The following is a 13158-nucleotide window of genomic DNA, read 5'->3' as shown; positions in this document are numbered from 1 at the left end:
ACGCACGGTGCCCACGCAGCGCGACTATTACGAAGTCCTAGGAGTCTCTCGCACGGCATCCGATGCGGAGATCAAGCGCGCCTACCGGCATTTGGCGCGGCAGCATCACCCCGACGTCGTGCACGAGCGCGAGAAGTCCGGCGCCGAGACACGCTTCAAAGAGATCAACGAAGCCTACACCGTGCTGTCCGACCAGAACAAGCGCGCGCAGTACGATCGCTTCGGCACCGTGCATCCGCAAGCCGGACCGTCGGGCTTCAGCGACTTCTCGCCGTTCAACGATATCTTCGACGCTTTTTTCAGCGGCGCCGCCGGGCGGCGCGCCGGGCCCGCGCGCGGGGCGGATCTGCGTTACGACGTCGGCGTGAGTCTCGAAGAAGTGCTCGAGGGCGTCGAGCGGGAGATCAAGTTCGAACACCTCGGTCTGTGCGACGCGTGCGGGGGCACCGGATCGGCCAACAAGTCGCGCCCGGCGACGTGTCCGGATTGCCGCGGTACCGGACAGGTGCGCTCGGTGCGCAATACGCTGCTCGGTCAGTTCATGAGCACGGGCCCGTGTCAGCGCTGCGGAGGAACCGGCGGCGTCGTCGTCGATCCGTGCAAGGCGTGCCGCGGCCAAGGCCGGCGCGAAATCTCACGGCGACTGACCGTCAAGATCCCGCCGGGCGTCGAAGACGGAACGCGACTGCGCTATGCGGGCATGGGCGAGGCGGGAGAACGCGGGGGCACCAGCGGCGATCTGTACATCTTCGTGTCGGTGCTCGAGCACGACGTCTTTGAACGCCACGGTGCGGACATCCATTGCGAGACGGCCGTGTCGTTCACGCAAGCGGCGCTCGGTGCCAAACTCGAGATCGAAGGACTCGATCGCGAGGAGGAGCTCGAACTGCCGCCGGGCACGCAAAACGGCACGCGCTTTCGCATTCCCGGCCGCGGCTTGCCGCGCATGCGCGGCGCGGGGCGCGGTGACCTGCTCGTGGACGTGAGCGTGCGCGTGCCCACCAAACTGACCAAGAAGCAGCGCGAGCTGCTCGAAGCCTTCGCGCGCTCTGGCGGCGAAGATGTCCACGATCGAAGCTTTTTCAAGAAGGTAAAGGAAGCATTCGGCGGCGAGTAGCCCCGGCGTCGCACCTGGTCCGCTTCTCACTCGAGGTCGCGGCGGAAGAGTTCGAGCCGGCTTCAGCGGTGCTGCACCACGCTACCCGCGCGCGCGTGGCGATCGAGCAGCCGCTCTCGGGCAGCCATCGAGTAGGCAAGGCATTCGTGTCGGCATGGGTGCCGCAGAACCGTGCGGCGGCCGTCAAAAAACGGCTTACCGCGGTGCTCGCGCAAGCGCGTCGAGCCGGCATCCTCGGTCCCGTGCGTCTTCGCACGAAGCGCGTGCGCCAAGAGGAATGGGCCGAATCTTGGAAGCGTTTCTTCAAACCCTCTAAGATCGCCGAGCGTTTGTACGTCGTGCCTTCGTGGGAGAAAGATTTCCGGGTGCCGCGCGGACACGACGCGATCGTCATCGATCCCGGCATGGCTTTCGGCACGGGCCAACACGCGACGACCGCGCTGACCCTGCGACTTTTGCTGCCGCGCATCCGTCTCCGGCACAGAGTGCTCGACGTCGGCTGCGGGTCCGGCATCCTTGCGCTCGCGGCCGCGCGACGCGGCGCGGTTGTGTATGCCTCCGACAATGATCCGCTGGCAGTCACCGCGACGCGCGCCAATTTTCGCAAGAACCGGCTCAAGGCGCGGGCGATCCTGCGCGCGTGCGGCGTGCCGCGCGCCTTTCCGCGCGTAGCGATCATCGCGGCCAATCTCAGCGCCGAGGTGCTGATCGATCTCGCTCCCGCGTTCGCTAAGAAACTTCTGCGCGGCGGCATCCTCGTCACCAGCGGCATCACGCGCCGCTCGCGCATGCAGGTTCAGCACGCGCTCGCCATGGCGGGCTTCGAGCTTGAAGAGGAGCGCCGCTCCGGTGAGTGGCTGGCGCAAGTGCACGTCAAATGAGCCGGCCGCGCTTTTTCGTTTCGCAAACCTGCGGGCCTGGCCGAGAGATCGAGCTCGACGCACTCGATGCACGCCACGCCACACTCGTGCTGCGCATGAAAGCGGGCGGGGAGGTCACGCTCGTGCGCGATGGCGTCGCGTGGAACGCAACGCTCTCGCATGTCGGAGCCGACGGCGTGCGCGCGACGTGCGCCGGTGTCGCAGCCGGCGAGCGCGGCGAACTTCCGCTGGACGTCTCGCTGCTGCAAGGCGTCACCAAAGGCGCGAAATTCGACTTCGTCGTCGAGAAGGCCGTCGAGTTAGGCGTGCGGCGCATCGTGCCGGTGGAGTGCGAGCGCAGCAGCGCGCGCGCAGGCCAGCAAAAGATCGATCGGTGGCGGCGCATCGCTCGCGCCGCGGCGGAGCAATCACGCCGCGTCAATCTCCCGACGGTCGAGGCCACGCGCGATTGGGCGAGCGCCGTCCGAGAAGCGGCCGGCAAGCTTATCGTGGCGGTCGAGAGCGCTCCGCCCGGTTCGCTCGCGCCGATCGTACGCGCACTAAAAGCGCGCGACGTGCTGACCATCGCCGTCGGTCCGGAGGGCAGCTTCACGGAAAGCGAACTCGAGACCGCGCGAGCCGCGGGCGCGACACTCGTCTCGCTCGGCCCCACGATTTTGCGAACCGAAACTGCGGCGATGGCGCTGCTCGCCGCGATCGCCTCCCATTTCTGGTAGGTCGGGTTAACAGCGTCCATGAACACACACCAAATGCCGCAATACGAAGTGTCCGTCGTCAGTCCGTCCTACAACGAAGCCGGCGGCATCGAGAAGCTGATCGCCGCCCTCACGGACGTCTTCGCGAAGAATAATATTGCCGGCGAGATCGTCGTCGTCGACGACAACTCGCCCGACGGCACCGGCGCGCTCGTGGATTCGCTCGCTGCGAAATATCCCGTGCGCTGCGTGCATCGCGCCGGCAAACTCGGTCTGTCGTCAGCCGTCATCGACGGCTGGGCGACCTGCATGTCGCCGATCATCGGCGTCATGGATGCGGATTTCAGTCACGATCCCAACGTCGTGCCGCAGATGATCGAAGCGATCAAGAGCGGCGCATGCGAGCTGGCGATCGGCAGCCGCTACGTGAAGGGCGGCGCCATCATCAATTGGCCGTTGCGACGCAGGATAACCTCGCGCGTCGCGATCGCGCTCGCGCGCCCGCTCACGCCGATCCGCGACATCACCTCTGGTTTTTTCTTTTGCAGACGCTCGGTGATCGAAGGCGTCGCGCTCGATCCGATCGGATTCAAGATCGGGCTCGAGGTCATCATGAAAGGGAAGTATCGCGCCGCAAAGGAAATACCATATGTTTTCACCGACCGCGCCCACGGTTCGAGCAAGCTCAACTCCGGTGAGATCATAAACTATTTGAAACAATTGTCGAAATTCTACCTTAGGCGAAAGAAACGGCCCGAACTCGCCGCCTCGCTTGAAGCCTCCAAGGGACGTGAGTAGTCTCATTTGACACCGACACCGAACTGGTTGCGTCGGCGCACCCCACGGCCGCAAGCGGCCGAAGACACGCTATGGGAGATCTGCCCAAGCTGTAACGAGCGTCTTTACATCAAAGACCTCGAGCAGCGTTTGCGGGTCTGCCCGAAGTGCGGTTACCATTTCCGTTTGAGCGCGCTCGAGCGCATCGCGCTGCTCGCCGACGGCGATTTTCACGAGACCGCGGAAAATCTTGCCACCGGCAATCCGCTGCAATGGCACGACCGCATTCCTTATGCGGAGAAGATCGCCGGCGATCGCGCCAAAGCCGGTCTGCTCGAAGCGGTGATGACGGGGTTTTGCACGGTCGACGGTATCCCAATCGGTCTCGGCGTGATGGATTTCGCATTTCGAGGCGGTACCATGGGCGGGGTCGTCGGTGAAAAGATCACGCTGCTGATCGAAGATTGCGCCCGGCGCAAGTTGCCGGCCGTCATTGTGACCGCCTCGGGCGGCGCGCGCATGGAAGAAGGCATGATCGCGCTCATGCAGCTGGCGAAGACCAGCGCGGCGGTGCAGCGTTTCGGCCAGGTCGGCCTGCCTCTCATCACTATCCTCACGGATCCGACCACCGGCGGCGTTTCGGCCTCGTTTGGTTTCCAAGCAGACGTCATCATCGCGGAGAGCGGCGCGGCGATCGGGTTCGCAGGCCGGCGCGTGATCGACCAGACGATCCGGCAAAAGCTTCCCGAAGGCTTCCAATCCGCAGAGTTTCTGCTCGAGCACGGACAGGTGGACATGGTCGTGCGCCGCAGCGAGATGAAGAGCGCGCTCGCGGGCGTGCTGCGCTTTCTCACCGCCAAGGCGGTGCCGGCGTGAACCTCATCGCCGAACTGGAGCGCCCGCTGGTCGAGCTCGAAGCGAAGATCGACGGGCTCAAGAAGCTCAACGAGTCGCAGCGCGTCGATTTCTCGGCGGAGATCCGCGCGCTGGAAGAAAAGGCGGTCTCGCTCCGGCAGGAGATTTTCGGCAATCTCACGCCATGGCAGCGCGTTCACATGGCGCGCCATCCGAAGCGGCCGCTCGCGCTCGACTATCTCGCCGCACTCGACGGGTTCGTCGAGCTGCACGGCGATCGGCACTTTCGCGACGACCCAGCCATGGTCGCGGGCTTCGCAAGCCTGGGTGGCGTACCGATATTCGTGCTCGGCCAGCAGAAGGGCCGCGACACCAAAGAAAATCTCTACCGCAATTTCGGCATGTCGCATCCGGAAGGTTATCGCAAAGCGCAGCGCATCATGCGTTTGGCCGAGAAATTTCACAAGCCGCTGGTGACCTTTATCGACACGCCGGGCGCTTATCCGGGCATCGGAGCGGAAGAGCGCGGCCAATCCGAAGCCATCGCAGCGAACTTGACGGTGCTCGCCGGGCTGCGCACGCCGATCGTGATCAACGTCATCGGCGAAGGCGGCAGCGGCGGAGCGCTCGCCATCGGCATCGGCGATCACATCGCCATGCTGCAGCACGCGATCTATTCGGTCGCTTCGCCCGAGCCCGCGGCTTCGATCCTGTGGCGCGACGCCTCGAAGGCAGAAGAGGCGGCGAGCCGCTTGCGGCTGACCTCAGACGATCTGTTCGAATTCGGCATCGTGGACGAGGTCGTGCCCGAACCGCTCGGCGGGGCGCACAGCAAACCAGATGTGGTCATTCGAAGCGTGCTCGAAACCGACAAGCGCGCGCTAGCCCAGTTGCTGCGTCTGCCGACGGACGAGCTCCTCGACCGTCGTTACGAGAAGTACCGCAAGATCGGCGCGCATGCCGAACTGGTGCACGACCGTGCGGCGCGGTAGCTTCGGCTTCAAAGTCAGCCGCATCGCCGGCAAGCCCGCAGGGCGTGCCGCTCGCCGCGCGCGCGAACGTAAGCTGCTGCACTGGACCGTTCTGGCGGGCCGGACGATCGCTATCGTTGCGGTGCTGCTCGTCGCCGTATCGTTCGGCGCGCAAGCATGGCACATCGGCTACCGGAACTATGAGCTTCACAAGCAGATCGTGACGCTCGAGGCGCAAAACCACAACTTGAGTGCCCGCGCGGTCACGCTGAGCCGCGAGATCCTGTACTCACACAATCCTGAGTACTTGGTGCCGCTCATCCACGAACAGCTGGGTCTCACCAAACCGAACGAAGTCTTCATCCAAGTCGCCCCAGCCCCGAAATAGCGCCGCCGATGGAACGTGTCAACGGAACTGCCGTTCATTGCAGCCGCTTCGGCTGCGTCGTTCGTCTTGAGGACGGCCGCCTCGCGAATCTAGCGCCGTCGGAACCGGGGCACGCCGCCGTCCGCCGCGCGCTCGCAGGAGGCAAACGCGCGCGCTTCGGATTCATGCTCGAGGAGACCGACGGCCGGCCCCGCTTGAGCCTCGCGCCCGACCAACCCGCCGTCGAGACCCCCGTCACACAAACCCAAACATCCACACTCGACGAGAAGATCATCGACTACTTGCGCCAGACGGCCGATTGGGATCCCAAAGGCGCTATCGCCGAGCAGGCGTATCAAACCGGACCGCCGCGTGCCGATCGCCTGCTGCCGTTCGAGATGCGCGCCCGCCGTCAGTATCGCGAGTCGGCGAAGCGGCCCCCGCGCAAGAAGCGTTAGTCATGCGCCTTGCCGTCATCTCGGCCGGCACCAACTCGTGCCGGTTGCTGATCGTGCGCCGAGAAGGCCGTGACCCGATCGAAATTGAGCACCACGATATCCGAGGCACGCGGCTCGGCGAGGGCGTAACGGCATCCGGCAAACTCTCCGACGAGGCCATGGCGCGCACCCTCGCGGCGATCGTCGAGTTCAACCGTCTGGCGAGCCAGGCGGAGAAGACGTTCCTCATCGGCACCGGCGCACTGCGCCAGGCGGCAAACGCGAGCGCCTTCGCGGATCAGGTCAAGGCGAAGACCGGGCTCACTCTGCGAGTCCTGAGCGGAGAAGAAGAAGCGCGCGCCTCGTTCGCCGGCGCGATGTGGTCGCTCGACCGCGCTGGCATCGATCGATCAAACGGAGCCTGCGTGGCCGACGTCGGCGGCGGCAGCACCGAACTTGCGCTGAGCGACGCGCGTGACGCCGCGATCCGTGCGATTTCCCTGACGCTGGGCGGAGTCGCGCTTAAGGAAGAATTCTTCAAGACCGATCCGCCCGCGGCGAGCGAGATAGCCGCATGCCGCACGGCGATCAGAATTTCGCTCGCGAACGCTCTGCCCGCGCTCGGCGAGAACCAGTCGCTCGTGGCGGTCGGCGGCACTGCCGACACAGCAGCCCGCATGCTGCAAGCATACGACGCGATCGGTCCGGGCGTCGCAAGAATCGAGCGCGCGGATATCGCCGACTTGACAGATTTGACTGTCGCCCTGCCGCTCGCCGAGCGGAAGCGGCTGCGTGGTCTGCCGCCGCAACGCGCGGACATCTTTCCAGCGGGGCTGATGATCCTCGACGAGATCGCGCGCGCAGCGAAAAGAGACGCAATGATGGTGGCCGAGAGCGACCTGCTCCTCGGCTACCTCTTGCTCAACAGCCCATAAACGCTCGCTTGTAGTGCCGGGGCTTTAGCCCCGGAATGAATGTAGCGTTCCGAGCGAAGCTCGGACGTCATAACCGTGTAGTGCCGGGGCTTTAGCCCCGGAATGAATGTAGCGACCCGAGCGCTAGCTCGGGTGTAGCGTTCCGAGCGAAGCTCGGATTACCGGAGGGATACAACTCTAGACGCCCAAACCTCCGGTCCACAACCCACCGACGAATCGAGTTAGCTTCACCCACACCTAGATCAGGCGCGAGTGAGAAGGGAATCGGTTCCTATGGAAGGCGTTGATCACCCCGCGTCATCCGCGCCGGGGGTGGAGTCCGCACCGTCGAGTCCGCTGGGCCCCGGCATAGCGCGAGAGTGGTTTTCCAACATGCCGGCGATCGGCTGGGTCGCGCTCGCGATTGCTTTCTACGTCATCCTTGCGGATGCCGCGATTGAGACCTTCATTAGCGGTTCGCCGGGGCGCTGGATCACCGCAGGGACGGTTGCGCTCTACGCTGCCGCCACCGCCCTGTTCTGGCGCCGCACTTCCTGGGCGACCAAGATGGTGGCCTCGGCGCTGGTGCTGCTCTTCCTCATCACACTGACTGCTTGGCTTCCAGACGGCGTATCGCGCGGCATCGTCTTGCTCGGATGGCCCACGTCCACGGTTCTCGCCCTGGCCACGGCTCTGGCGATTCTACTGGCCGGCGGCGTCCTGGCTGTGTCGACAGCGCTCCCACCGCCGGTGAGATGGGCAGCCGGCATCATCGCAGCCTACGGCATCGCGGCGTTCGTGCCCGCCATCATCGCGGGTAACGATTATGCGGATCTCTTTCACGGCGCGAGCCTATGGGCGCGGCTGCCATTTTGGCTCCAGGGGACATTCATCGGTGCGTTGATTCTGGTTCCTGCGGCGCTGGTGTTCCAGCTCGCCACCGGCTTGCGTGAAAGCCCGAGCCAACACTCGTTCTTACGCAGGCGCGGGTTCCAGGTCGCCGGGTTGAGCGCGGCTGTCATCGTGGCCGTGGCGGGCTTGAGTACACCCGCGAGTTTGGCGCTAACCGGGCTGCGCATCGAGGTTCCCCCGCTTTCTTACCAGCTTGGTCCGGTCATCTTCGCAAGCGGCCAGTCCGGCGATCAGCCAATCGGTCAGGCAACGAGTTTCCAGCAAGGCATCAAGGCAGTTTACGCCTTCGCCGATTTCGAGGGTCTGACGGGTGATGACACGATCGACTCGATATGGTACAAGGGGGCTGCGCAACTGGCCGAGCGGAAGTTCAAAATGTCGGAGATCTACGGGGCTGCGGTCCCCAAGAAGGGGCGCCTTTGGTTCACCCTTACCCTCGAGCAAGGCGCGCAGCCTGGCGGGTACTTCCTGCGGATTTCCATAAACGGCATCCTGGCCGAGCCAGGAATCCTCCGGGTCGACGCAGCTCAATGAGGGAGGCCTAACGTGCGTAGTACACAGACGCTCCGGGGTTTGCTTGCAGGTGCTTTGGCTTTGACGCTCTTCCAGTTCCCACGCGCTGCGGCCGGAGGGTCATCACCCACGTACACAATTCCTCCCAGAAACTTCACCGGCTGTCAAACCGCAAATGCGGGCGACCCAGGCTCGTGCAATCCCAGTTATCAGGGCAGGGGAGGTACCTTTGCCTGCACTGACCGTGGTCCTGAGGCGAGCTATGTTAAAGACCGTGAGGCCAAAATCAAGGCCTTAACTGACCTAATCGACACATTAGACGCTGAAATAGCGGCCCTGGACGCCGACATGGCTCTTCTGCAGGTGAGGATTGACCAAGCAGAGTCGCCCGGCAGCACTACGGACCTCGCCACGTTGAGGGATCTCCAGAAGCGATACAGCGAGGACGGTAAGAGTCGTCATTCCCTCAACGTAAAGGATTTTAACGCGATGCGTGACCGCGCGTTCCTGCTGAATGAAAGAGACAAAACGGAGTACAACCATCACGAGGGTTGCCACTGCCAATATTTTTGCGACACCGGCTCCTACCAGTGCCCCGGCGAACCCCCTCCACCTCCGGCGCCTAACAAACCTAGAATTGGAATCGGGGGAGGGCAGTGCCGGTAGTGCGCGCGCCCCTCGGCTACTTACTACTTGTTGACTAACTTTGTAGTGCCGGGGCTTTAGCCCCGGAATGAATGTAGCGACCCGAGCGCTAGCTCGGGTGTAGCGTTCCGAGCGAAGCTCGGATTATCCCTAAAGGTGGAAAAGCGCGCTAAGCGTGGGTTCGTTCGTTGGTCGACTCAGGCGGCGTAGCCGCTTGTTCTTGCCACAGTAGGTGGCGGTTTGACTGTGACAGTTTGGGCACAAAAGGCGAAGATTGAAAAGTCTGTTGTCGCGGTTATCCCCGTTTCGGTGATCCAGGTGAAGCGCAATGTTCGCTCCTAACCACCGAGAGATACCGCACGATTCGCAACGGCTACTCAATAGGCCGGCTTCGACCAACCGCAGTTTCAGCTTGTACGACCCACCTTGGTAAGGACTGTTCCGAACAAGGACCCGTTCAAGCGGAGCTTTTCGACCCCAGCTGTGTGTCCTGCCTCGAAGGTGACCCCTCCCGGTCCAATGCTTGGTGCTCAGACCAAGTGAGACAATGCGGGAGTAAAAAATTCGGTAGTTTCCGCCGGCGGGGCGGCGACCCAGACTCCTCATGGCCGATGCCGCAGAATGCGCTGTTGCTATGGCTTCCGAGAATTGCTCGTCGCTAATTCGCTGCTTCACGATTCCTAATTTTGCGTGGGATGACCGGGACTTGAACCCGGACGCCCTTGCGGGCGACAGATTTTCGCACCACTATGGCTTTCGCCACTGCGAGCATTTGTGGTCCGGACTGTGCCTTGACCATATCGTTTATCACGACGTAGGCCGCGCCCGTCCAGTCTCTACACCTTCTCCGTTGCCGGAGCTTGGCTCGGCGTTGTCACGCCCGCCGCGCGGGCACAGAGTTCGCCGACTTTGAGCGCATCCCGGAAGCGGTTTCCCGCGCTCCGGCTCATGTCCAAGTCTGTCGTGTCTTCCCGTTCCACCATCATCCCACGAGCGGACACTAGTGCTGGCGTTGGCCTCCGACGTCCCGAAACCCTCGACTAAAGGAGACCAACGCAGCGCGCGCTTAAAGCATTACTCACTATGCAACCACTTGATTTGACGAAACAACCACCCCGCAGTCCGCGCGAAAGCCTTGATGGACTCGTAATGATGCCGCGCACGATTGACAAATTGCGCGCTACGTTGCCGGGTGGGGACGCCGGCCAGTACAAGATCGCCGGTCTGAGCGAACGGCTCCTCGAGCTCATCGGCGTGACGGAAGATGATCTGCGCAAAGCCGTTGCTGAGGCGCAGACCGATGAAGACGTCGCGGTCTGGCTGCGCTCGCACGCCCAGACGTCGAAGTACGCCGAAGCCAACGAGCGATTGTCCAAACGGAAGATCGACGATACGAAAGACCCGGCTGCGATCCGCAAGAAATACCCCGTCGCGGAGCGACCCGAGATCGTCACGCTCTTCGACATGCTCGACGCGGACGACAACGAGGCGTTCTCCAAGCACGCGTAAGGAGAGTCAGGATGCCAGTCGATCCGGCCGAGGCTTTTGCGGCACTTGACGTCCGTGTCGGCACTATCGCCGAAGCTAGGCCGTTCGAAGGCGCGCGCAAACCCTCGTATCAATTGACGATCGATTTCGGTCCTACGATTGGCCGAAAGCAATCCAGCGCGCAGCTCACCGTACACTATAAGCCGGAAGAACTGATCGGCAAGCAGATCATCGCCGCGGTGAACCTAGGCCCGAAAAAAATAGCCGACTTCGTCAGCGAGGTGCTGGTGCTCGGCTTGCCCGATATCAGCGGCGACACGGTGCTGCTGACCCCCGACCTGCCGGTGCCGAACGGCGAGAAACTCTACTAGGCCGGACTAAAGTCCGGCATACCACATCAACTGTATTAGTGGCGGCGTAAGGGCGAGCGGTCACCGATCCAAAGCGTCGGAGGAATCGCTAAGGACTTAGCCATGGCGTTGAGCGGCGCCGCGTATTTCGCACGAATTTTCTTGAAGGCAAGCCAGCTGTCGTCGCCGGTCTGGACGTGCGCTCCAGCAGACTTCAACCGCTCGCACGCCTGATCGAACTCGAAGCGCTCAAGACCCGGGTCGTCGTCGTCGCCGGAGGCGAAGTAACGGCCAAGATCGTTCACCAGGTGGTGCCCAGTCGCCAACATCAAGGTCGCCTGGCCCTTGGGCAATCCATCCGTCACGGTCAGCAAGAGCGTCGAAGCGTCCAGCAGCGCCCCGAGCGCGCCCACCCACGACTCATCGTCATGACTCGAGCGGAAGAATATGAGGATTGGATACGCGAGGTGGCTCTCCAACACTTCGTTGCTCCAGATCTGACCGCTGCGAAGCGTCGCCATCAAGTCGTCCACGAGATCGAGCTTCATCGCCGTCTCGAGCAGCGTGACGCCCGACGGCGGCGCCCCTGCGCGCTGTCCGAGCGTGACGACAAAGACTTCTCGGCGCTGAAACGCTGCGAACGTCTGGAACAGAAATGAGATGACGACCGCGACGACGGCAAGACCTGAGGCGGCGGACGCCATTGCCAGCACACGCGCGAACGCGCCCGTGACGACGATGTCGCCGAAACCGATCGTCAGCATCGAGCTTGCGGAGAGGTACACCGCGTCGCCGAAGCTTGCGATGATCGGATTGTAGTTAGCGCGCAGGGCGTAAAATGCGATCCCGTAGCAGACGATCAAGCCGCCCATCCACACGAACAGCAACCCGACCATGGCGACCGGGGCGAACGCGGCCAGCAACTCCTCGCGCCGGTCGCCAGGACTGAAGCGCAGGCAGAGCTCGCGCCACCAGATCCAGGACCAGCGCACGAGCCGTGAGCCGACGCGCAACGGGTTGAAAGTCTGACGCGGCACGACGACCGCGTTGAAGAGGTCGAAGAGGAAGATCGCTACGCCGAACAAGCCGGCGATCAGCAGCAAAACGTCAAGAACGGACATCTGCCTCCTTGTATTCTCCCGTCGCCCAGGCTGCGATCTCCGCGGCCGCACGCCGTCCGCTCACCCCGTCCGCCACGGCCCGGCCGATCGCTGGCCCGAACTTGAAGCCGTGTCCGGAGCAGGCGCTGATCAGCCAGGTCTTGCCGCGCTGCTCGACGATAAAGCGCTCGTCCGGCTCGACCGTATAGAAGCACGTGCGTGCCCCCACGATCGTATAATCATCGAAATCGCGAAGCGTGCGCCGGGCGCGAGCGAAGATGTCGCGAGTCTCAGCCTCACCGGCCTCGCGCTCGCGATCGGGATCGCCGCGCAGGGTGAACGCGTGCTTCCCGATCTTCATGTCGGTGCCAGGCACCGGCGGCACGAGATAAAACCCCAATTCGCCGTCGAGGTCGAGCAGCATCGGAGCCACGCTCCAGTGTCCTTTAAACCGCGCGGGCGGACGAACGTAGGCGACGACCTGACGCGATGGCGTGACGCGCCCGCTCATGTCCGGCAACAGACGCGTGACCCACGCGCCCGCGGCCAGCACCAAAGCGTCCGCGTTGACGCGTGTGCCGTCCTCCATTTCCAGCGCAGCTCGTTCCACGTCGACGCGCGCAATACGGGCCCGCTCGCGGATACCGACGCCGTTTTCCCGCAGCCAGCGCGCCAGCGCGGCGACGATCCGCGAAGCGAGCAGCGTGCCGCCGCTTTCCAAATAGTACGCGACGCGAAGGTCATCCGCGCGCAGCATCGGATAAATGCGTTCCACATCCGCTGCGGACAAAGCGCGCATCGGCATGCCCGCGCTCGCGAGCGTGGCGGCGGACGCCTCGGCCCAACTGTTTTCGACGCGACCGAGCGCCAGCGTGCCCGTGCGCACGTGCAGCGTTTCGCCGAGGTCCTCCCACAGGTGATCCCACGACGCATACGCCTCCGCCACCATGCGCGTGAAACCCAACCGTGCCCCGTACGGATAGCGGATGAGGCGGTGCTGATCGAAAGACGAGCCGAGCTCATTCGGCACGTCACCTTGTTCGTACAGGCCGACATGGTGCCCGGAGCGACGCAGTGCCCAGGCGGCCGAAAGCCCCATGATCCCTGCGCCGATGACAGAAACGTTCATCGCGGTG

14 protein-coding genes are annotated in these 13158 nt (G+C 63.5%); 12 read left to right on the top strand and 2 right to left on the bottom strand.

Annotated features, from left to right (window positions below; translation table 11 throughout):
* The first annotated feature begins 7 nt into the window (after positions 1-7).
* The 12 genes from dnaJ to VN934_03835 all read left to right on the top strand — a co-directional run bounded on the left by dnaJ (position 8) and on the right by VN934_03835 (position 10943).
* A complete protein-coding gene (gene dnaJ / locus VN934_03890) occupies positions 8-1117 on the top strand; it encodes a molecular chaperone DnaJ (GenBank protein ID HXM17934.1) in 1110 nt (369 codons plus the stop codon).
* Entirely contained in the window at positions 1102-1998 is an 897-nt protein-coding gene (locus VN934_03885; protein HXM17933.1) for a 50S ribosomal protein L11 methyltransferase, read from the top strand. Before dnaJ ends, VN934_03885 begins: the two co-directional genes overlap by 16 nt.
* A complete protein-coding gene (locus VN934_03880; protein HXM17932.1) occupies positions 1995-2714 on the top strand; it encodes an RsmE family RNA methyltransferase in 720 nt (239 codons plus the stop codon). Before VN934_03885 ends, VN934_03880 begins: the two co-directional genes overlap by 4 nt.
* 18 nt (positions 2715-2732) lie before the next feature.
* A complete protein-coding gene (locus VN934_03875) occupies positions 2733-3491 on the top strand; it encodes a polyprenol monophosphomannose synthase (protein ID HXM17931.1) in 759 nt (252 codons plus the stop codon).
* A gap of 27 nt (positions 3492-3518) precedes the next feature.
* Complete coding sequence (gene accD, locus VN934_03870) at positions 3519-4346, top strand: acetyl-CoA carboxylase, carboxyltransferase subunit beta (protein HXM17930.1); 828 nt, start codon at positions 3519-3521, stop codon at positions 4344-4346.
* Positions 4343-5317 (top strand): acetyl-CoA carboxylase carboxyltransferase subunit alpha, encoded by a 975-nt coding sequence (locus VN934_03865; GenBank protein ID HXM17929.1) that lies wholly within the window; start codon positions 4343-4345, stop codon positions 5315-5317. Before accD ends, VN934_03865 begins: the two co-directional genes overlap by 4 nt.
* The gene (locus VN934_03860; GenBank protein HXM17928.1) at positions 5304-5684 is read left to right on the top strand and encodes a septum formation initiator family protein; all 381 of its coding nucleotides are present in this window, start codon (positions 5304-5306) and stop codon (positions 5682-5684) included. The genes VN934_03865 and VN934_03860 overlap by 14 nt, the downstream gene beginning before the upstream one ends.
* A gap of 8 nt (positions 5685-5692) precedes the next feature.
* Entirely contained in the window at positions 5693-6121 is a 429-nt protein-coding gene (locus VN934_03855; protein HXM17927.1) for a hypothetical protein, read from the top strand.
* 2 nt (positions 6122-6123) lie between these two features.
* Positions 6124-7035 (top strand): hypothetical protein, encoded by a 912-nt coding sequence (locus tag VN934_03850; protein HXM17926.1) that lies wholly within the window; start codon positions 6124-6126, stop codon positions 7033-7035.
* Positions 7036-7308: 273 nt separating this feature from the next.
* A complete protein-coding gene (locus tag VN934_03845; protein HXM17925.1) occupies positions 7309-8460 on the top strand; it encodes a hypothetical protein in 1152 nt (383 codons plus the stop codon).
* A 1707-nt stretch (positions 8461-10167) separates the two neighbouring features.
* A complete protein-coding gene (locus VN934_03840; protein HXM17924.1) occupies positions 10168-10593 on the top strand; it encodes a DUF5069 domain-containing protein in 426 nt (141 codons plus the stop codon).
* Between the two features lie 11 nt (positions 10594-10604).
* A complete protein-coding gene (locus VN934_03835; protein ID HXM17923.1) occupies positions 10605-10943 on the top strand; it encodes a tRNA-binding protein in 339 nt (112 codons plus the stop codon).
* 35 nt (positions 10944-10978) lie between these two features.
* Here the strand turns inward: VN934_03835 and VN934_03830 are convergent, their stop codons facing one another.
* Together VN934_03830 and VN934_03825 are read right to left on the bottom strand one after the other, a co-directional pair.
* Entirely contained in the window at positions 10979-12043 is a 1065-nt protein-coding gene (locus tag VN934_03830) for a potassium channel family protein (GenBank protein ID HXM17922.1), read from the bottom strand.
* The gene (locus VN934_03825) at positions 12030-13151 is read right to left on the bottom strand and encodes an FAD-dependent oxidoreductase (protein ID HXM17921.1); all 1122 of its coding nucleotides are present in this window, start codon (positions 13149-13151) and stop codon (positions 12030-12032) included. Before VN934_03825 ends, VN934_03830 begins: the two co-directional genes overlap by 14 nt.
* Between the last annotated feature and the right edge of the window lie 7 nt (positions 13152-13158).

Origin of the sequence: Candidatus Tumulicola sp. (genome assembly GCA_035601835.1) — a bacterium.
In the GTDB taxonomy this organism is placed as follows: domain Bacteria; phylum Vulcanimicrobiota; class Vulcanimicrobiia; order Eremiobacterales; family Eremiobacteraceae; genus DATNNM01.
Note: the sequence above shows the minus strand (reverse complement) of the source record. Positions and strands in the feature narration are given on the sequence as shown.

Excerpts from the sequence above, each read along its gene's own strand:
- VN934_03855 (HXM17927.1), top strand. The coding sequence starts at position 5,693 with ATGGAACGTGTCAACGGAACTGCCGTTCATTGCAGCCGCTTCGGCTGC.
- VN934_03845 (HXM17925.1), top strand. The coding sequence starts at position 7,309 with ATGGAAGGCGTTGATCACCCCGCGTCATCCGCGCCGGGGGTGGAGTCC.
- VN934_03840 (HXM17924.1), top strand. The coding sequence starts at position 10,168 with ATGCAACCACTTGATTTGACGAAACAACCACCCCGCAGTCCGCGCGAA.
- VN934_03825 (HXM17921.1), bottom strand. The coding sequence starts at position 13,151 with ATGAACGTTTCTGTCATCGGCGCAGGGATCATGGGGCTTTCGGCCGCC.
- VN934_03835 (HXM17923.1), top strand. The coding sequence starts at position 10,605 with ATGCCAGTCGATCCGGCCGAGGCTTTTGCGGCACTTGACGTCCGTGTC.
- VN934_03880 (HXM17932.1), top strand. The coding sequence starts at position 1,995 with ATGAGCCGGCCGCGCTTTTTCGTTTCGCAAACCTGCGGGCCTGGCCGA.
- VN934_03875 (HXM17931.1), top strand. The coding sequence starts at position 2,733 with ATGAACACACACCAAATGCCGCAATACGAAGTGTCCGTCGTCAGTCCG.
- VN934_03830 (HXM17922.1), bottom strand. The coding sequence starts at position 12,043 with ATGTCCGTTCTTGACGTTTTGCTGCTGATCGCCGGCTTGTTCGGCGTA.
- VN934_03850 (HXM17926.1), top strand. The coding sequence starts at position 6,124 with ATGCGCCTTGCCGTCATCTCGGCCGGCACCAACTCGTGCCGGTTGCTG.